At 39.2% G+C, this 18,309-nt stretch carries 18 protein-coding genes; 10 read left to right on the top strand and 8 right to left on the bottom strand.

Going from position 1 to position 18,309, the window contains the following annotated elements:
• Positions 1–4 precede the first annotated feature (4 nt).
• From HUU81_RS09315 to glnS, 6 genes are all read left to right on the top strand, one after another.
• The gene (locus HUU81_RS09315; RefSeq protein ID WP_199608666.1) at positions 5–718 is read left to right on the top strand and encodes a succinate dehydrogenase iron-sulfur subunit; all 714 of its coding nucleotides are present in this window, start codon (positions 5–7) and stop codon (positions 716–718) included.
• 84 nt (positions 719–802) lie between these two features.
• Complete coding sequence (gene sucA, locus HUU81_RS09310) at positions 803–3,625, top strand: 2-oxoglutarate dehydrogenase E1 component (protein ID WP_199608664.1); 2,823 nt, start codon at positions 803–805, stop codon at positions 3,623–3,625.
• Positions 3,626–3,642: 17 nt separating this feature from the next.
• Positions 3,643–5,142, top strand: a complete 1,500-nt coding sequence (gene odhB, locus HUU81_RS09305) for a 2-oxoglutarate dehydrogenase complex dihydrolipoyllysine-residue succinyltransferase (RefSeq protein ID WP_199608663.1) — start codon at positions 3,643–3,645, stop codon at positions 5,140–5,142.
• A gap of 138 nt (positions 5,143–5,280) precedes the next feature.
• Positions 5,281–6,447 carry an ADP-forming succinate--CoA ligase subunit beta gene (gene sucC / locus HUU81_RS09300; protein ID WP_199608662.1) on the top strand — a complete coding sequence of 389 codons (1,167 nt, stop codon included), beginning with the start codon at positions 5,281–5,283 and terminating at the stop codon, positions 6,445–6,447.
• Positions 6,447–7,319 (top strand): succinate--CoA ligase subunit alpha, encoded by an 873-nt coding sequence (gene sucD / locus HUU81_RS09295; protein ID WP_199608660.1) that lies wholly within the window; start codon positions 6,447–6,449, stop codon positions 7,317–7,319. The genes sucC and sucD overlap by 1 nt, the downstream gene beginning before the upstream one ends.
• 163 nt (positions 7,320–7,482) lie before the next feature.
• A complete protein-coding gene (glnS, locus tag HUU81_RS09290) occupies positions 7,483–9,141 on the top strand; it encodes a glutamine--tRNA ligase (RefSeq protein WP_199608658.1) in 1,659 nt (552 codons plus the stop codon).
• Between the two features lie 200 nt (positions 9,142–9,341).
• On the opposite strand, the gene fur is transcribed toward glnS, so the two are convergent.
• Positions 9,342–9,782, bottom strand: a complete 441-nt coding sequence (fur, locus tag HUU81_RS09285; RefSeq protein ID WP_199608657.1) for a ferric iron uptake transcriptional regulator — start codon at positions 9,780–9,782, stop codon at positions 9,342–9,344.
• A gap of 139 nt (positions 9,783–9,921) precedes the next feature.
• On the opposite strand from fur, the gene HUU81_RS09280 reads away from it, so the two are divergent.
• A complete protein-coding gene (locus HUU81_RS09280; RefSeq protein ID WP_199608656.1) occupies positions 9,922–10,305 on the top strand; it encodes a response regulator in 384 nt (127 codons plus the stop codon).
• 12 nt (positions 10,306–10,317) lie between these two features.
• Here HUU81_RS09280 and HUU81_RS09275 read toward each other — a convergent pair whose 3' ends face one another.
• The 7 genes from HUU81_RS09275 to HUU81_RS09245 all read right to left on the bottom strand — a co-directional run bounded on the left by HUU81_RS09275 (position 10,318) and on the right by HUU81_RS09245 (position 15,215).
• Entirely contained in the window at positions 10,318–10,761 is a 444-nt protein-coding gene (locus tag HUU81_RS09275; protein WP_199608655.1) for a MarR family winged helix-turn-helix transcriptional regulator, read from the bottom strand.
• 65 nt (positions 10,762–10,826) lie between these two features.
• The gene (locus tag HUU81_RS09270; protein WP_199608654.1) at positions 10,827–11,309 is read right to left on the bottom strand and encodes a glutathione peroxidase; all 483 of its coding nucleotides are present in this window, start codon (positions 11,307–11,309) and stop codon (positions 10,827–10,829) included.
• A gap of 193 nt (positions 11,310–11,502) precedes the next feature.
• Positions 11,503–11,706 carry a CPXCG motif-containing cysteine-rich protein gene (locus HUU81_RS09265; protein WP_199608653.1) on the bottom strand — a complete coding sequence of 68 codons (204 nt, stop codon included), beginning with the start codon at positions 11,704–11,706 and terminating at the stop codon, positions 11,503–11,505.
• A 10-nt stretch (positions 11,707–11,716) separates the two neighbouring features.
• A complete protein-coding gene (locus tag HUU81_RS09260) occupies positions 11,717–12,463 on the bottom strand; it encodes a pteridine reductase (protein WP_199608652.1) in 747 nt (248 codons plus the stop codon).
• Between the two features lie 170 nt (positions 12,464–12,633).
• Complete coding sequence (locus HUU81_RS09255; protein WP_199608651.1) at positions 12,634–13,491, bottom strand: fructosamine kinase family protein; 858 nt, start codon at positions 13,489–13,491, stop codon at positions 12,634–12,636.
• A gap of 72 nt (positions 13,492–13,563) precedes the next feature.
• Positions 13,564–14,499 (bottom strand): DMT family transporter, encoded by a 936-nt coding sequence (locus tag HUU81_RS09250; protein ID WP_199608650.1) that lies wholly within the window; start codon positions 14,497–14,499, stop codon positions 13,564–13,566.
• Positions 14,500–14,507: 8 nt separating this feature from the next.
• Positions 14,508–15,215 carry an START domain-containing protein gene (locus HUU81_RS09245; RefSeq protein WP_199608649.1) on the bottom strand — a complete coding sequence of 236 codons (708 nt, stop codon included), beginning with the start codon at positions 15,213–15,215 and terminating at the stop codon, positions 14,508–14,510.
• Positions 15,216–15,491: 276 nt separating this feature from the next.
• Between HUU81_RS09245 and thrS the strand changes: the two genes are divergently transcribed.
• The 3 genes from thrS (at position 15,492) to rpmI (ending at position 18,306) form a co-directional block, all read left to right on the top strand.
• Entirely contained in the window at positions 15,492–17,405 is a 1,914-nt protein-coding gene (gene thrS / locus HUU81_RS09240) for a threonine--tRNA ligase (RefSeq protein ID WP_199608648.1), read from the top strand.
• A 56-nt stretch (positions 17,406–17,461) separates the two neighbouring features.
• Positions 17,462–18,022: a translation initiation factor IF-3 gene (gene infC / locus HUU81_RS09235; protein ID WP_199608647.1), complete on the top strand. Its 561-nt coding sequence runs from the start codon at positions 17,462–17,464 to the stop codon at positions 18,020–18,022.
• An 86-nt stretch (positions 18,023–18,108) separates the two neighbouring features.
• Positions 18,109–18,306 carry a 50S ribosomal protein L35 gene (gene rpmI / locus HUU81_RS09230; protein WP_199608646.1) on the top strand — a complete coding sequence of 66 codons (198 nt, stop codon included), beginning with the start codon at positions 18,109–18,111 and terminating at the stop codon, positions 18,304–18,306.
• Positions 18,307–18,309 lie beyond the last annotated feature (3 nt).

Below are 18,309 nucleotides of genomic sequence, written 5' to 3'. Positions count from 1 at the left end.
CGTAATGGCAACGATTAAATTTTCAATTTATCGCTACAACCCAGATGTGGACAATGCGCCTCGAATGCAAGATTATTCTTTAGAGATTGAAGGTGGTCGCGACATCATGGTACTTGATGCGCTACTTCAACTTAAAGAGCAAGATCCATCATTAGCTTTCAGACGTTCGTGTCGTGAAGGTGTTTGTGGCTCTGATGGTGTAAACATGAACGGTAAAAATGGCCTAGCATGTATTACTCCTCTTTCAGCGTTAGGAAAGGGTACTATTGTCATTAGACCACTACCGGGTTTACCTGTAATTCGTGACCTAGTTGTTGATATGACGCAATTCTTCACTCAGTACGAGAAAGTTAAGCCGTTCTTAATCAATGAAGACACGCAGCCTCCAGCTCGTGAATACACGCAAACTCCTGAAGAGCGTGCAAAACTTGACGGATTATATGAATGTATATTGTGTGCATGTTGCTCAACATCATGCCCTTCATTCTGGTGGAATCCTGATAAGTTTATTGGTCCAGCTGGTCTATTGCATGCGTACAGATTTTTAGCAGACAGCCGCGATACCGCTACTGAACAACGTTTAAATGACTTAGATGATGCATTTAGCGTATTCCGTTGTCACGGTATCATGAACTGTGTAAACGTATGTCCTAAAGGCTTGAACCCAACTAAAGCTATTGGTCATATCAAATCAATGTTATTAAACCGCTCGGTTTAATATATAGTTCTTTAGCCCAGTGAAAATAGCTGGGCTTTTGAGTTTTTGTTTAATAATAATCAGCGCTTAAAAAGGGCGACATTAATGCACGAAGGCACAATGAAGGAGTGGTTCAAATCTTCTCAGATGAGCGGCGGTAGCATGGCTTATGTAGAAGATGTCTACGAATCCTATCTCGAAGATCCTACTAGCGTTTCAGAAGAATGGCGTGAACTGTTTGACAATTTACCAAAGGTCGATGGAGTTGACGTTGAACGAAAACATTCTGAGATACGCGATCAATTTAAAGAGTTAGCAAAGAACAAATATAAGCAGGCTATTACGGTCGCTACCTCAAGTGCAGCTGACACCAAACAAGTAAAAGTTTTACAATTAATAAATGCCTTTCGTTTTCGCGGTCACCAAAACGCGAAACTTGATCCGCTTGGATTATGGCAAAGAACTAAAGTTCGCGATCTTGAATTAGAATATCATGATCTAACTCGCGAAGATTTAGAAAAAGAATTCAATGTTGGTTCTTATGCCGCAGGTAAAGAATCAATGAAGCTGAAAGACTTATTCCAGTCTTTACAGCAAACATATTGTGGTTCTATTGGTGCAGAATATATGCACATTACTTCTACAGAAGAAAAAAGATGGTTACAGCAACGCCTTGAAGGTGTTTCTTATAAAAATAGTTTATCGTCTGAAGACAAGACTAGGTTATTAAAAGGCTTGATTGCTGCTGATGGTCTTGAAAAATATTTAGGTGCTAAGTTTCCAGGTGCGAAACGCTTCTCGTTAGAAGGTGGTGACGCATTAGTGCCTATGCTTAAAGAAATTATTTCGCGTTCTGGTGAACAAGGCCAAAAAGAAGTTGTTATTGGCATGGCACACCGTGGCCGCTTAAACGTATTGGTTAACGTTCTAGGTAAAAATCCATCAGAACTGTTCGACGAGTTTTCTGGCAAATATGATGAATCGTTAGGCTCTGGTGATGTTAAATACCACCAAGGCTTTTCTTCTGACTTTGCTACCAAAGGTGGTAATGTTCACTTAGCATTAGCTTTTAACCCATCTCATTTAGAAATAGTTAACCCAGTAGTTATGGGATCAGTAAAAGCCCGTCTTGATAGACGTGGCTGTGATTCAGGTTCAAAAGCACTTCCTATCACTATTCATGGCGACTCAGCGATTGCGGGCCAAGGTGTAGTACAAGAAACCTTTAATATGTCTCAAACACGAGCATACAAGGTTGGTGGAACAGTTAGAATTGTTGTTAACAATCAGGTAGGCTTTACTACTTCGAACCCTTTAGATACCCGTTCAACAGAATATTGTACTGACATCGCAAAAATGGTTCAGGCGCCAATCTTCCATGTAAATTCGGACGACCCTGAAGCCGTTGCGTTCATTGCTCAATTAGCGGTTGATTATCGAAACACATTTAAACGTGACGTAGTAATTGATTTAGTGTGTTACAGACGTTGGGGTCATAACGAAGCGGATGAGCCAAACGCAACTCAACCATTAATGTATCAAACCATTAAAAAGCACCCAGTGCCACGTCAGCTTTACGCTGACAAATTAGTTGCCGAAAATGCACTAGACAATGGCAAAATCAAGTCATTAATCGATGATTATCGTGCAAAATTAGATCATGGTGACTGCGTTGTTGAAGAATGGCGCCCAATGGAAGAGCACTCTGTTGATTGGTCTCCATATATTGGCCACGATTGGGACATAGAGTACGACGGTTCTATTAGTGTTGAAAAACTGAAGCAACTTGGTGAGAGTATTTCTTCATATCCAGAAAGTCAAAAGCTACAATCTCGTGTTAAGAAAATATATGATGATCGTAGTAAAATGGCTAATGGTGAAAAGCAGCTTGATTGGGGATTTGCAGAAAACTTAGCATACGCATCTTTGGTTGCAGAGAATCATGACATTCGTATTACAGGCCAAGATAGTGGCCGTGGTACTTTCTTCCACCGTCATGCTGTTTTGCACAATCAAGAAGATGGTAGCGCTTATGTTCCGTTACAACATATTCAAGAAGAACAAGGTAAGTTTGAAGTATATGACTCTGTTCTTTCAGAAGAGGCTGTGCTTGCCTTCGAATATGGTTACGCAACTGCTGAACCTACGTCACTGGTAATTTGGGAAGCTCAGTTTGGCGATTTTGCAAATGGTGCTCAAGTAGTATTTGACCAATTCTTAAGCTCTGGTGAACAAAAGTGGGGGCGTTTATGTGGCTTAACAATGCTACTTCCTCACGGTTATGAAGGACAAGGTCCTGAGCATTCATCAGCTCGTTTAGAGCGCTTTTTACAGCTGTGTGCTGATCACAATATGCAAGTATGTGTGCCTTCTACACCAGCCCAAGTGTTCAATATGATTCGTCGCCAAATGCTAAGACCAATGCGCCGTCCATTGATCGTGATGTCACCTAAGTCTTTACTTAGGCATCCATTAGCTACTTCATCTATGCAAGACCTGTCGCTAGGTAAGTACCATAATATTATTGATGAAATAGATGATATTGATGCGAAAGATGTTGAGCGCGTTGTATTCTGTAGCGGTAAAGTTTATTACGAGCTATTAGAAAATCGTCGTAAAAAAGAATTAAATAATGTTGCTATTGTTCGTGTTGAACAACTATATCCTTTCCCTCATAAAGAGATGGATGAAGTTGTAAGCAAGTACAGCCATGTTAAAGACTTTGTGTGGTGCCAAGAAGAACCACAAAACCAAGGTGCTTGGTATTGTAGCCAACATAATTTTGTAGCAGCAATCCCTGAAGGGGCAAAACTAACATATGCGGGCCGTCGTGCATCTGCAGCTCCTGCTGTTGGTTACACATCGATCCATGTTAAAGAACAACAAGCGTTAATTGATGACGCATTAATTATTAATTCGAACGTATAAAAAGGATAGAGCGAGCAATGACAACTGAAATCAAGGTTCCAGTTCTTCCAGAGTCGGTAGCAGATGCGTCTGTAGCAACTTGGCACGTAAGCGTAGGTGACAAGGTAAGCCGAGATCAAAATTTGGTAGATATTGAGACAGATAAAGTAGTACTTGAAGTAGTATCACCGGAAGAAGGTGTGATTACTGAAATTCTTGAAGATGAAGGTGCTACAGTTTTGGCAGAGCAAGTAATTGCTAAAATTGGTGCTGCTGATTCAGCGCAAGCTGACTCAAGCAAGTCTACTGAAGCGGCTAAGCCTGCTGAAACTAAATCATCAGGTGGCGAGAAAGTTGAAATTAAAGTTCCTGTATTGCCTGAATCTGTTGCAGATGCAACGATAGCAACTTGGCACGTTCAAGCTGGTCAATCGGTATCACGTGACGAAAATTTAGTTGATATTGAAACAGATAAAGTGGTACTAGAAGTTGTTGCTCAAGCTGACGGCGTGGTTGCAGAAATCAAGCATGAAGAAGGTGATACGGTTCTAGCTGAACAAGTTATCGGTATTCTAGAAGCAGGTGCTTCAGCGGGCGCAGCTTCAAGTGAAGCACCTAAAGAAGAAGCATCAAGTGGTAGCGACTCGAATGATGCGTTAAGCCCTTCAGTTAGAAGAATGATTGCTGAAAAAGGCCTAGACGCATCTAAAATTACTGGCACAGGTAAAGGTGGTCGAGTAACTAAAGAAGACGTGGATAACTTCATCAAATCATCTGCTAAAGCACCAGCTCAAACGTCTGCGCCTGCTAAAGCAGCGCCTACAGAGCTTGGCGGTGACAGAACGCAAAAGCGTGAGCCGATGACTCGTCTTCGTAAGCGAATTGCTGAGCGTTTATTAGAAGCAACAAATTCAACAGCAATGTTGACTACGTTTAACGAAATCAACATGAAGCCTATCATGGACATTCGTAAGCAATACAAAGATGTTTTTGAAGAACGCCATGGTATTCGCTTAGGCTTTATGTCTTTTTATGTAAAAGCGGTTGTTGAAGCACTAAAACGCTTCCCAGCAGTAAATGCATGTATTGACGGTGATGATATTGTTTATCATAACTACTTTGATGTAAGTATTGCTGTTTCAACACCTCGTGGTTTAGTAACACCAGTATTACGCGATTGCGACAAGATGAGCCTTGCTGATATTGAAGCGAAAATTCGCGAGTTAGCACTTAAAGGTCGTGACGGTAAATTAACTGTTGATGAAATGACAGGTGGTAACTTCACTATTACTAATGGTGGCGTATTTGGTTCGTTGTTATCAACACCAATTATCAACCCTCCACAATCTGCAATTTTAGGTATGCATAAAATTCAAGACAGACCTGTTGCAGTAAATGGAAAAGTTGAAATTTTACCAATGATGTACTTAGCGCTTTCTTACGATCACAGAATTATTGATGGTAAAGAGTCAGTAGGCTACTTGGTAACAGTAAAAGAATTTTTAGAAGATCCAACAAGATTACTATTAGACGTTTAATTGTTGGTTTTTCGAAATGTAAGCTACAGCTAGAACTGTAGCTTTTTCGTTGGTGCTATAAGTATTAAGCACCCATTGGTTTAGCTGCATGTTTTTAAGCGTGCGGCTTTTTAAATTTAATAAAACGGATAGAGCATCATGAATTTGCACGAGTATCAGGCAAAACAATTGTTTGCTGAGTATGGCTTACCGGTTTCTGAAGGTTTTGCATGTGAAACTCCTCAAGAAGCCGCTGAAGCCGCTAGTAAAATTGGCGGTAATGAGTGGGTTGTTAAGTGTCAAGTACACGCAGGCGGCCGTGGTAAAGCAGGCGGTGTTAAACTTGTTAAGAGCAAAGACGAAATTAAAGATTTTGCTCAAAAATGGCTTGGTAAAAACTTAGTTACATTCCAAACTGACGAGAATGGGCAACCTATCCATAAGATTCTAGTAGAATCTTGCACGGACATTGAAAAAGAATTGTACTTAAGTGCAGTAATGGACCGTGGTACAAGACGTATCGTTTTCATGGCATCTACTGAAGGTGGTATGGATATTGAAGCTGTAGCTGAAGAGACGCCTGAATTAATTCACAAATGTGAAATCGATCCTATGGTAGGCGCTCAAGCTGCTCAAGGTCGTAACATCGCATTTAAACTAGGCCTTACAGGTGTTCAAATTAAACAGTTTACTAATATCTTTGTTGGTATGGCTAAATTGTTTGAAGACTACGATTGCGCAATCGTAGAAGTAAACCCATTAGTTATTAAGACTGACGGTAACCTTCACTGTTTAGATGCAAAAATTGTTATCGACAGCAATGCAATGTATCGTCAACCTAAGCTTCGTGAAATGCACGATCCATCTCAAGAAGATGCTCGTGAAGCACATGCAGCACAGTGGGAGCTTAACTATGTTGCTCTTGAAGGTAACATTGGTTGTATGGTTAACGGTGCTGGTCTTGCGATGGGTACTATGGACATTGTTAAGCTACACGGCGGCAAGCCAGCTAACTTCTTAGATGTTGGTGGCGGTGCAACTAAAGAGCGTGTTACTGAAGCGTTCAAAATTATCCTTTCTGACTCAGCTGTTAGCGCAGTACTAGTTAATATTTTCGGTGGTATCGTACGTTGTGACATGATCGCTGAAGGTATTATTGGTGCAGTTGAAGAAGTAGGCGTAAATGTACCAGTAGTTGTACGTTTAGAAGGTAATAACGCTGAGTTAGGTTCTAAGAAACTGGAAGAATGTGAATTAAACATTATTGCAGCTGAATCATTAACTGACGCTGCTCAAAAAGTAGTAGCTGCAGCGGAGGGCAAATAATGAGCGTTTTAATTAATAAAGATACTAAAGTTATCTGTCAAGGTTTCACTGGTGGTCAGGGTACTTTCCACTCAGAGCAAGCACTTGAATACGGTACAAAAATGGTTGGTGGTGTTAGCCCAGGTAAAGGTGGTCAAACGCATTTAGGTCTTCCTGTTTTTAATACTGTTGAAGAAGCAGTTAAAGAAACTGGCGCTACAGCAACTGTAATTTATGTACCTGCACCTTTCTGTAAAGATGCAATCATTGAAGCTGCAGACGCTGGTTTGGAGCTTATTGTTTGTATTACTGAAGGTATTCCTACGTTAGATATGCTTTATGTTAAAGAGTATATCGATCGTAAAGGCGTTCGCATGATTGGTCCAAATTGCCCAGGTGTAATTACTCCAGGTGAATGTAAAATTGGTATCATGCCAGGTCACATTCATAAGCCAGGTAAAGTAGGTATTGTTTCACGCTCTGGTACATTAACGTACGAAGCAGTTAAGCAAACTACAGACGCTGGTTTTGGCCAGTCTACTTGTGTAGGTATTGGTGGTGACCCAATTCCTGGCTCTAACTTCATCGACATTTTAGAAATGTTTGAAAAAGATCCTCAAACTGAAGCAATCGTGATGATTGGTGAAATTGGTGGTTCTGCTGAAGAAGAAGCGGCTGCTTACATTAAAGAAAATGTATCTAAGCCTGTGGTTTCTTACATTGCAGGTGTAACTGCTCCTCCAGGTAAGCGCATGGGTCACGCTGGTGCAATTATCGCAGGTGGTAAAGGTACTGCTGATGAGAAGTTTGCTGCATTAGAAGACGCGGGTGTTAAAACAGTTCGCTCTCTTGCTGATATCGGCAAAGCACTTAAAGAAAAAACAGGTTGGTAATATCCCTGTTTTCTAATCAACATTTTTAATGTGATTATTTAGTAAAGCCAGTCATCTTTTTGACTGGCTTTTTAATTTTTTAAACACTCGCCTTATTCAATTTTACAATGCTATAATTCCAATCTTTTTTATTGATAAGACTCGTTAAAAGGTTGATAAATTCATGGCTGATGTAGAGAATCGCCCGTCTAATTTTATTAGACAAATCATTGATACCGATCTTAAAGATGGAAAGCATACTGCTATCCATACTCGTTTCCCGCCAGAACCTAATGGTTATTTGCATATAGGTCATGCCAAATCAATTTGTTTAAACTTTGGTATCGCACAAGACTATAACGGTCAATGTAATTTGCGTTTTGATGATACTAATCCAGAAAAAGAAGATATCAACTATGTAAAGTCTATCCAAGACGATGTTAAGTGGTTGGGCTTTGAGTGGTCAGGTGATATTTGCTATTCATCGAGTTACTTTGATCAATTACATAAATATGCTGTTGAACTTATTGAGAAAGGCTTGGCGTATGTAGACTTTTCTTCGCAAGAAGCTATGCGAGAAATGCGTGGCACATTAACAGAGCCTGGTCAAAACAGCCCGTATAGAGATACAAGTGTAGAAGAGAATTTATCGCTATTCGCTAAAATGACTAATGGTGAGTTCAAAGAAGGTGAGTGTTGTTTAAGAGCAAAAATTGACATGTCCTCGCCGTTCATGTGCATGCGCGATCCAGTAATTTACCGTATTCGTTTCGCTCACCATCATCAAACAGGTGATAAGTGGTGTGTATATCCTATGTATGACTTTACGCACTGTATTTCTGATGCGTTAGAAGGTATTACACACTCTTTATGTACGTTGGAGTTCCAAGATAATAGACGCTTATACGATTGGGTATTAGAAAATATTACTATTGATTGTGTTCCTAGACAGTATGAATTCTCTCGCTTAAATCTTGAATATACTCTGATGAGTAAGCGTAAGCTTGCGGCATTAGTTACAGAAAACTTAGTGTCAGGTTGGGATGATCCGCGTATGCCTACGATCGCCGGCTTGAAACGCAGAGGCTATACTCCTCAATCGATTCGTGAGTTTTGTAAACGCATTGGTGTAACCAAGCAAGATAACATGGTTGAAATGGGCATGTTAGAAGCTTGTATCCGTGAAGACCTAAATGATAATGCGCCTCGTGCAATGGCTGTTGTTGATCCAGTTAAAATTGTGATTGAAAATTACGCCGAAGGTGAGGGCGAAGTACTTACAGTTAAAAATCATCCAAGTGATGAAACTATGGGCACACGCGAAGTGCCATTTACTCGTGAAATCTTTATTGAAAAAGAAGATTTCCGTGAAGAAGCGAATAAAAAATACAAGCGTTTGGTATTAGGCAAAGAAGTTCGATTACGCGGTGCTTATGTTATTAAAGCTGAGCGTGTTGAAAAAGACGAAAATGGTGAAGTAAGCACAATTTATTGCTCATACGATGCCGACACTTTAGGCAAAAATCCTGCCGATGGACGTAAAGTAAAAGGCGTTATCCACTGGGTTTCAGCTAGCAAAGGGCTTCCAGTAGAAATACGCTTGTACGATCGATTATTCAATGTGCCTAATCCAGCAGCGGCTGAAGATTTCCATAGTGTAATCAACCCTGAATCACTCGTTAAAGTGCAAGGTGTGGTAGAGCCATCGTTAGCAAATGCAAAACCTGAACAAGGTTTTCAATTTGAGCGACTTGGTTATTTCTGTTTAGATAATGTAGATGCCACTGCTGAACACTTAGTATTTAATAGAACAGTAGGATTGCGAGATACGTGGTCTGATTAATTACGTTTCATTTAAACAAGGAGTCTAATAGGCTCTTTGTTTACTGAAGTAAGCAGAAAAGTAAGCGTAAAAAAGCCAGTTAATATTTTTATATTAACTGGCTTTACATTATTAGGTACATGGTTGTAATTCAAAGCCGTATTACAAAAAATTGCGTAAACCGTTACACGAATTGTTAGGCGGCTAGCCACATATTATAGCTACTGACTGTTTGCGTATTCTTCACACGCCTCTTCGTCTTTACACTCACCGTACAAATATAAACTGTGGTTTGTTAATTTCAAACCATGTGCTTCAGCAATATCTAGTTGACGTTGCTCAATTACATCATCTTCAAATTCGATAACTTTTCCACAATTTAAACATACTAAGTGATCGTGATGGGTTTTTCCCGTTAACTCAAAAACCGATTTCCCGCTTTCGAAGTGGTGGCGAGATAAAATGCCGGCATCGTCAAATTGGTTAAGTACGCGATAAACAGTAGCCAATCCAATTTCTTCGCCATTGTCTAATAAGATTTTATAAACATCTTCGGCACTGATATGTTGGTGCTCAGGATCTTTCAAAATCTCAAGAATTTTTAATCGGGGCAAAGTGACTTTTAAGCCTGCTTTTTTTAGTTCTTGGTTAGTTTCTGCCATTGCTATCTTTTTTTATTAATCAGTCTAGAAGAGATTATAACAACATCTGTTTAAATTTAAATGAGATTTAAAATTATAAAAGCAGATATACGTACATCAATTATAATTTATACAGTTGAACACAAAAGGCGCTGAGCAATTGTCTGAAAATACACCTGATAATGCACACTTACTGATTGTAGAAGACGACCCAGTCGCTCGTTCTATTTTGGAGCAGTTGTGCAAACAAAATAAATACGATTACGTGTCTGCAATAGACGGTGATGAAGCAGTAGACATTGCCAGAAAGCAGTCTTTTGACTTAATGATCACCGACATCAATATGCCTAATTTAGATGGTATCAGTTGCGTGAGACAGGTAAGGGCAATGAAGAAACACAGAAGTGTTCCTGTAATTGCATTAACTGGCCTAGACGATTTTTTCATAGAAGATGAATGTAGTCGTGTTGGGGTTAATAAAATAGTGAGTAAGCCAGTTAATCCAAACGAGATACTTGCATCAATTAAAGAGTTATTAATTTAAACCTCAGCGAGGTCACTTATTGTGTGTTGGAGTCATTGAGTTAAGTAACTTTTCTAACACTTGGCTTAGTTGTTCTAACTCTCTCAAATTCAGGCTACTTTGGCAAGCAAGCATTTTTGGAATATCTTCTGCTTTAGCTTTAAGTTGCTTCCCTTGGTTAGTTAGTTTTATGACGACGACTCTTTCATCCTCTTTTAATCGCTCGCGTGTAATTAACGCATTAGCCTCTAGCCTTTTGAGCAAAGGAGTTAATGTGCCAGTATCAAGTAGCAACTGCTTTCCAATCTGCTTTATGGCAATTGGTGAGTCAGCTTCCCATAATACTAGCATCACTAAATATTGCGGATATGTTAAATTCAACGGCGCTAATAATGGTCGATACAGTCGTGTTACTTCTTTTGAGCATGCATACAGCTTGAAGCATAATTGGTTAGATAGCTTTAAATTATCAGTCATAAGGTAGTTAACTAAGCTTGACCCGAAAATAGGATAATAATTGAATAAAACCCATCAAGGATGGGTTATGGTAACAGTTTAACAATATCTTGTTCTATGTCGTTTGGCTTTGTAGTAGGTGCATAGCGTTCGACCACTTCACCATTTGTATTAACCAAAAACTTCGTGAAATTCCACTTAATTGAGCGGCTTCCTAGGATGCCTTTTTTCTCATTTTTTAAAAACTGATAGACAGGGTGTGCGTCATCGCCATTTACTTCAACTTTTGAAAAAAGTGGGAATGAGATATTAAAAGTTAAATCGCAAAATTGTTGAATGTCATTATCATTGCCAGGTTCTTGCTTACCAAATTGATCACATGGAAACGCAAGAATTTCTAGCCCTTTATCTTTATATTGCGCATAAAGTGCTTGTAACTCTTTATATTGCGGAGTGAAACCACATTTGCTGGCGGTGTTTACGATTAGTAGTACTTTATCTTTAAATTGATCGAACGATATCGTTTCACCATTGTTAAGTTTGGCGGAATGTGTGTAAAGGTTACTCATATCTTGCTCTCTTGTTGAGTGAATTATATATTGTTTAAAACTATATTGTGCACAATATAATGTGTGAGTATTAATTAGTCAATAATTAAGGTGTTTTATTTGGGTTAAAGAAAAAGGTAAAGGGGTATAAGCATTAACGTAGAAGTAGCCGTGCAAAAATATAGTGTTTAGAGCACAAATAAAAAGTGAAAAATTAAAATACTTGTTCGTCGTCACTATCTACATACAGTTCTAATTTACGTCTAACTTCATCAATGTGTAACTTTAACCGAATTGGGTTGCAGCAGGCAGAGCAATCCTCGAAATAATCCTGATCACCTTGTGACGAATCAATGGTTACATGAATATGGTGTCCACAGTGTGGACACTCTATGGTTTGTGATTTTAACTCCAACATATCACACTCCCTAAGCTTTGTTTGAGCCTCCTAAGCTACGTCCTCCGTCAACAGCTATAACTTGCCCTGTAATGTATGAGGCATCATCGACTAAAAATTTTATGGTATTGGCTATTTCTTCTGTTGTTCCCAGTCTATCTAATGCTATTTGATTAATAATGGTTGCTTTGTCGTCTTCAGACAAGGCTTGCTCTGGCCATAATATGGCACCCGGTGCAATACCATTGACCCTAATTGTAGGCGCTAATTCTATTGCTAGCGACTTTGTCATCATCTTTAATCCTGCCTTGGCCATACAATAGATGCTGTGCTCTTTTAATGGCTTGTCGGCATGAATATCTATCATATTGATTACACAACCGTTGTACTTTGATAGTAGAGGTGAAAGGTACTTTGTAAGAAAAAAGGGGGCTTTTAAATTTGTTGCCATTAAATCATCCCATTGCTCCAATGTAGACGACTCAACGGGAGTTGGGTAAAAAGAAGAGGCATTATTGATTAAAACGTCAAGTCGACCATGTTGTTCTTTTATTGCATTTGCGAGTTGCTCAAGTGCCGCATCATTTACTAAATTAGCTTGCAAGTAAGATGCTGAGTCGGCTCTTATAGTATTCAGTTCGTGGCATAATTGCTCTGCATTTGAAACAGAAGTATTGCAATGAATAATAATATTATAACCAGCATTGTGAAGCGTTTTTGCAGTTTGCTTACCAAGACGTTTTGCGCTACCAGTAATAAAAGCCGTTTTTACTGTCATATTTTTACTTGATCCTAATAAATAGTGCTGGGAGTGACTTAAGGCGAGTTATCTATTGTTCGCAGAGATTATTAAAGAAGCATTGTTCAGACTTAATCTGCTTAAATATAAGACTGCCTAAGCATTTAAAATTGATAATACGTGGATTGTAGTGAAATAGCTTAAAAAGTCTAACAAAGGATTTTAGTAATCATTGCTTTTGCTTGTTGAATATAGTGGCCTTTAAACATAAGCGCATGATTTAAGATATGGTAAAGATTGTATATCTCTTTACGTGTTTGATAGCCATCTGAAAGTGGCAAAATTTCATTATAAGTTGCATAAAACTCATCGGGTAAACGCCCAAATAGCTCCGTCATTGCAATATCTACCTCTCTGTCACCAAAATAACAAGCAGGATCGAATATTACCGGGTTACCATCACAAAAAGAAAGGTTTCCACGCCATAAGTCACCATGTAACAAGGATGGAGTAGGCTGGTGCGACGCCAACTTATTTTTAATAAAACTAGTGATTTCGTTGATATCTAGTAAATGGATGTTTTGTTCTTCTAGTAACTGTAATTGCCAGCCAATGCGTTGTTCAGCAAAAAATGAGCACCACTTCTTCTTCCAACAGTTTGGCTGCGGAGTATGACCAATAAAGTTATCATCATCCCAGCCGAACATTTCTTGTTCAACACTTTGATGGCATGCTGCCAGTTGACTGGCTAATAGTGACCAATTACATTTTTTTTCATTAAACGGTAAAAACTCAGTCACTAAATATGCATTATTAAGTGTTGAACCAGTTAGTATTACTTCTGGCACTTTTACTGAGCGGGTTGCGGTTAGCTTCTCAAGAGAGAATGCCTCGGCATTAAAATTATCTAAATAATGTTTTTCGTTAATTTTAATAAAAAAAGTGTGTCGTTCGTCATTAATTTTATAAGCAAGATTAACGTCACCACCACTCAACTGATGCTTTTCTGAAATGATAAATGTTGTGTTGATGTGTTCTGAAATTTGTTGAGCGATGGTATTCCACATAAACCTTACTCACTTTATGGCGTTTTAATCTAACTGATCTGTCCTTACGATAGTGAAATTAATCAACAAGGCTTAATAAAATATAAAAATAATACCCAAGAAACTTAGCAAAGTACCTACGAGCGCGCTTGATGAAACTTTCTTTCCCTGCATAAATAATAGCAGTAAAACAAATATAGGTGAGGTTGCAATTAAAGTTTGTGCTGTTGCAGGGTGAGCAAACTTTAGCGCAATTTGCTGTAACCACAGCGCTAAAAACGTGCCAATAAAAATAGCTATGAACAGTAATTTTAATGATTTGGCCGTTAGCTTAGAAAGTGCGCTGATTATCTTAAGTTGTTTATGATTAGTGATCATTAAGATTATACATACAGCAAATGTTCCCGCGGTTAATCGAATAATTGCGCCCCATAGACCACTGATATTAGTTTCAGCCAATGCATAATGTGAAAGCACCACTCCAGTTGCTTGGCAAAAAGACGCAAGCAACCCAAAGCTGATGCCTTTATAGTCTAGGCGGGTAAGAGAAGACGTAGTGTTTGTTAATAGAGGTGTCATCTCGGTGCTTGTATCACTCGTCGTTGAGGATTTTGTAACAACCCAAGTAACACCAACAATAGTTAAAAATACACCAAGCCATTGCGTTAATAGCAAGTGCTTCTGTAAGAACAACATGGCGATTATTCCGGTAATGGGTGGAGCAAGCGACTCTAGCAGTAGTGTTTTTTGTGGCCCTATTCGTCGTAAGCTAGCAAAGTATGCAGTGTCACCCACAGCGATACCAAGTACACCACTAAACATTAAAATATAAATATGGTTAGTTTGGAACTCAACGGGGGCATCTTGCAACATTAATACAGCTATCAACATCAGGCCAATAGAGAGCAGGCCTTTGATTAGATTCAACTGCAACGAGCTTAGTTGATGGCTAAATTGACCATAAATTAACGTTGCGATTGCCCACACGCATGCAGCTAATAAGCTGCTTATTTCACCAATATAAGACATGAGTAATGCTATTCGTGGGTAACGTCGGAAATGTAGGGAAGGGGCGTTTGATAGTTAGCAGATTTAACTTGCTCAGTTAAGTTTACAAAAGTGTTATAAATTGAGATTAAAGCAAACCGATTTACCAACCAAAGGGGAACATTTCCTGCAGGATCAGCAAACCCAACATAGCGAATAATAACTTGTCCATTCTCAGCAGGTACAATAGACCATTTAGCCGTTACATGCTTCATGCGTACATATCCTTGTTCCTGTGCAATACGGTTGCCCCAATCGTCGACGTGTATAATGACCACTTTAGACTCTTTATCTTGTTCGATAATTGAGTGGGTTACCATATCGCGCTCACTTACAGGCCAAATGGCGTTAAACTTAGTGTGGACAATGTTCTCAAATTTCACTGCTTTGTCATTATTGTTGATGAGGTTGCCCTGCAACACCGTGACAGACTGCACATTATCAATCCACCGTGTTGCATTACTTACATCGTTAAGCAAATTAACAAAGGCAGAGAGTGATGCATTGGTTCGCGTTTCTGCTTTAACTTTATATAGGCTTTTATTTTTCTCACTTGGTTGATACCAAACGGTAATGCTTTCTGTTTCTTTATATAAGGACCAGCCACTTGCAGTTTCAGCCAATGAATTGGGTGATTTACACAGTATTAATAGTAATAGAGCGGATTGGAAAAACGCGTTGGAGATTTTTTTATACATACAGAGACAAATCCAGAGAAAAATCGGCTTCGTTAGGTTGATATGGAAAACTAATTAAAATATAGTCTGCCCTTTGCAAAGCATGCGCACAAGATGTATTTAGCGCATTTAAAAAATATATTAGTAGTGGTCAAACAGTTAGGTCACATTTTTAAGCCTTCGTATTTAATGTCCATTACTATTTCATAACAAAGCGCGTTTTAAATACGCGCTTTTCAATACAAAATAACTACAAGTGACACTTGGTAGGTGCCACCACTGTTTAAAGGAAAAATCATGCCTGTAATTACTCTTCCTGATGGTAGTCAACGCTCATTCGAGAATGCTGTATCCGTAATGGATGTGGCCAATGATATTGGTCCTGGTCTTGCTAAAGCAACCATCGCTGGCCGCGTTAACGGCGAGTTGGTTGATGCTTGTGAATTAATCGAAACGGATGCAACCTTAGCGATCATTACTGCAAAAGATGATGATGGAATAGAAATTATTCGCCATTCATGTGCGCATTTATTAGGCCATGCTATTAAGCAATTATGGCCAAATGTAAAAATGGCAATTGGTCCAGTTATCGACAATGGCTTTTATTACGACGTTGACTTAGACAAGTCGCTTTCTCAGGAAGACATTGATGCGCTAGAAAAGCGCATGATGCAACTCGCTAAAACAAATTATGATGTTGTTAAGAAAGTGGTTAGCTGGCAGGAAGCAAGAGATACATTTGAAGGGCGTGGCGAAACATATAAGATGGAAATCTTAGATGAAAACATCGCACAAGATGATCGTCCAGGCTTATATCACCATGAAGAATACATTGATATGTGTCGTGGCCCGCATGTACCTAACATGAAATTCTGCCAAAACTTTAAATTAATGAAAGTAGCTGGTGCGTACTGGCGTGGCAATTCAGATAATAAGATGTTGCAGCGTATTTATGGCACTGCATGGGCAGATAAAAAGCAACTTAAAGCGTATTTAAAGCGTTTAGAAGAAGCTGAGAAACGTGATCACCGTAAAATTGGTAAAGCGTTAGATCTTTTCCATTGGCAAGAAGAAGCGCCAGGAATGGTATTTTGGCATAACGATGGTTGGTCAATTTACACTGAACTAGAAAAGTTCGTTCGTGAAAAACTGGCCGACTATGATTATGATGAAGTAAAAGGTCCATTGATGATGGATCGTTCATTATGGGAAAAGTCGGGTCATTGGGACAAATACGCTGATAACATGTTCACTACTAATTCTGAGCATCGTGAATATGCGATTAAGCCAATGAACTGTCCCGGTCATGTTCAGATTTTCAATCAAGGGTTAAAGTCTTACCGTGATTTACCGTTACGTATGGCTGAATTTGGTTGTTGTCATCGTAATGAGCCATCGGGTGCTCTACACGGTTTAATGCGTGTACGTGGTTTCACTCAAGACGATGCGCACATTTTCTGCACTGAAGAACAAATTCTAGAAGAAGTTAACGCCTGTATTAATATGGTATTCGAAACATACAAAACATTTGGTTTCGAAAATGTGGCTATTAAGTTATCTACAAGACCAGAGCAACGCGTAGGTTCTGATGAAATTTGGGATAAAGCAGAAAAAGCACTTGAAGATGCATTAAAGAGTAATGAGCTTGATTTTGACTTCCAACCTGGTGAAGGTGCATTCTACGGTCCTAAAATTGAATTTACACTTTATGACTGTTTAGGGCGTGCATGGCAGTGTGGAACAATCCAAGTAGACTTCTCAATGCCTGGTCGTTTAGGTGCAACTTATGTTGCTGAAGACAACGAACGTAAAACGCCAGTTATGATCCATCGTGCAATTTTAGGTTCACTTGAGCGTTTCATTGGAATTTTGATTGAAGAGTATGCTGGTCAATTACCAACTTGGTTGTCCCCAAAACAGGCTGTAATTATGAATATTACCGACAATCAGTCGGAATATGTGACAAAAATAGCAAAAACTTTAAAAGAAAATGGATTTAGAGTCATAACGGACTTGAGAAATGAGAAGATAGGCTTTAAAATCCGCGAGCACACTTTAAAACGCATTCCTTATTTACTCGTTGTGGGTGATAAAGAAGTTGAATCTGGCGAAGTTGCAGTTAGAACTCGTTCAGGTGAAGACTTAGGAAAAATGAAAATTAGCGATTTTGTTGAAAAGCTTTCAGAAGAAGTAAAGCATCGCAAAATTTAGCCGATACGTTTTAAGGCCGGGAGTGAAGGGCACTCCCTTAAAAAATTATAATTTTCGTGGAGGAACACACCATTAGAGGCGGAAGAAAACCAATCCAAAAGGAATCTTTACATCGTTTAAATGAAGAAATTACCGATGTTAAAGAAGTTCGATTGAACGGGGCAGAAGGCGAAGCATTAGGTATTGTTTCAATTTCAGAAGCACAAGCACAAGCTGATCAAGCTGGATTAGACTTAGTAGAAATTAGTCCAACTGCAAACCCACCTGTTTGCCGCATCATGGACTATGGAAAGTTCATCTACGAGAAAAGTAAAGCTCAGAAAGAGCAAAAAAAGAAGCAAAAGCAGATTCAGGTTAAAGAAATTAAATTCAGACCTGGAACTGATGTAGGCGACTACCAGGTAAAACTGCGCAACCTGCGTCGCTTCATTGAAGGGGGTGACAAGGTCAAAGTAACACTACGTTTCCGTGGTCGTGAAATGGCTCACCAAGACTTAGGCATTGAGCTTTTAAATCGCATTAAAGGCGATATGGAAGACATTGCTGTAGTTGAGGCATTCCCAAATAGAGTAGAGGGCCGCCAAATGATAATGGTGCTAGCCCCTAACAAGAAGTAGCTTTGGCTTTAAAAGTAATAATCTAACTTTAGTTATATTATTCGCCAAGTTGCTAAGTATTAACGTTCCAATGCGGAGTTAGGTCAATGCCTAAAATCAAAAGCCACAGTGGCGCTGCAAAGCGCTTCAAGAAAACTGCTTCAGGCGGTTTTAAACGTAAACAGTCTCATCTTCGTCACATTTTGACAAAGAAGAGCTCTAAGCGTAAACGTCACCTGCGTAACAAAGAAATGGTTCACGCATCTGACACAGCATTAATCGATCGTATGCTACCGTACGCCTAAGAG

The sequence above is a fragment of the Flocculibacter collagenilyticus genome, assembly GCF_016469335.1.
GTDB classification, from domain to species: Bacteria; Pseudomonadota; Gammaproteobacteria; order Enterobacterales; family Alteromonadaceae; genus Flocculibacter; species Flocculibacter collagenilyticus.
The sequence above is the reverse complement of the archived record's forward strand: the minus strand, read 5'-3'. Positions and strand labels throughout refer to the sequence as shown.

Bases quoted from the DNA above. Each gene is read 5' to 3' on its own strand.
- HUU81_RS09315 (WP_199608666.1), top strand. From the start codon at position 5: ATGGCAACGATTAAATTTTCAATTTATCGCTACAACCCAGATGTGGAC.
- sucA (WP_199608664.1), top strand. From the start codon at position 803: ATGCACGAAGGCACAATGAAGGAGTGGTTCAAATCTTCTCAGATGAGC.
- odhB (WP_199608663.1), top strand. From the start codon at position 3,643: ATGACAACTGAAATCAAGGTTCCAGTTCTTCCAGAGTCGGTAGCAGAT.
- sucC (WP_199608662.1), top strand. From the start codon at position 5,281: ATGAATTTGCACGAGTATCAGGCAAAACAATTGTTTGCTGAGTATGGC.
- sucD (WP_199608660.1), top strand. From the start codon at position 6,447: ATGAGCGTTTTAATTAATAAAGATACTAAAGTTATCTGTCAAGGTTTC.
- glnS (WP_199608658.1), top strand. From the start codon at position 7,483: ATGGCTGATGTAGAGAATCGCCCGTCTAATTTTATTAGACAAATCATT.
- fur (WP_199608657.1), bottom strand. From the start codon at position 9,782: ATGGCAGAAACTAACCAAGAACTAAAAAAAGCAGGCTTAAAAGTCACT.
- HUU81_RS09275 (WP_199608655.1), bottom strand. From the start codon at position 10,761: ATGACTGATAATTTAAAGCTATCTAACCAATTATGCTTCAAGCTGTAT.
- HUU81_RS09270 (WP_199608654.1), bottom strand. From the start codon at position 11,309: ATGAGTAACCTTTACACACATTCCGCCAAACTTAACAATGGTGAAACG.
- HUU81_RS09265 (WP_199608653.1), bottom strand. From the start codon at position 11,706: ATGTTGGAGTTAAAATCACAAACCATAGAGTGTCCACACTGTGGACAC.
- HUU81_RS09260 (WP_199608652.1), bottom strand. From the start codon at position 12,463: ATGACAGTAAAAACGGCTTTTATTACTGGTAGCGCAAAACGTCTTGGT.
- HUU81_RS09255 (WP_199608651.1), bottom strand. From the start codon at position 13,491: ATGTGGAATACCATCGCTCAACAAATTTCAGAACACATCAACACAACA.
- HUU81_RS09250 (WP_199608650.1), bottom strand. From the start codon at position 14,499: ATGTCTTATATTGGTGAAATAAGCAGCTTATTAGCTGCATGCGTGTGG.
- HUU81_RS09245 (WP_199608649.1), bottom strand. From the start codon at position 15,215: ATGTATAAAAAAATCTCCAACGCGTTTTTCCAATCCGCTCTATTACTA.
- thrS (WP_199608648.1), top strand. From the start codon at position 15,492: ATGCCTGTAATTACTCTTCCTGATGGTAGTCAACGCTCATTCGAGAAT.
- rpmI (WP_199608646.1), top strand. From the start codon at position 18,109: ATGCCTAAAATCAAAAGCCACAGTGGCGCTGCAAAGCGCTTCAAGAAA.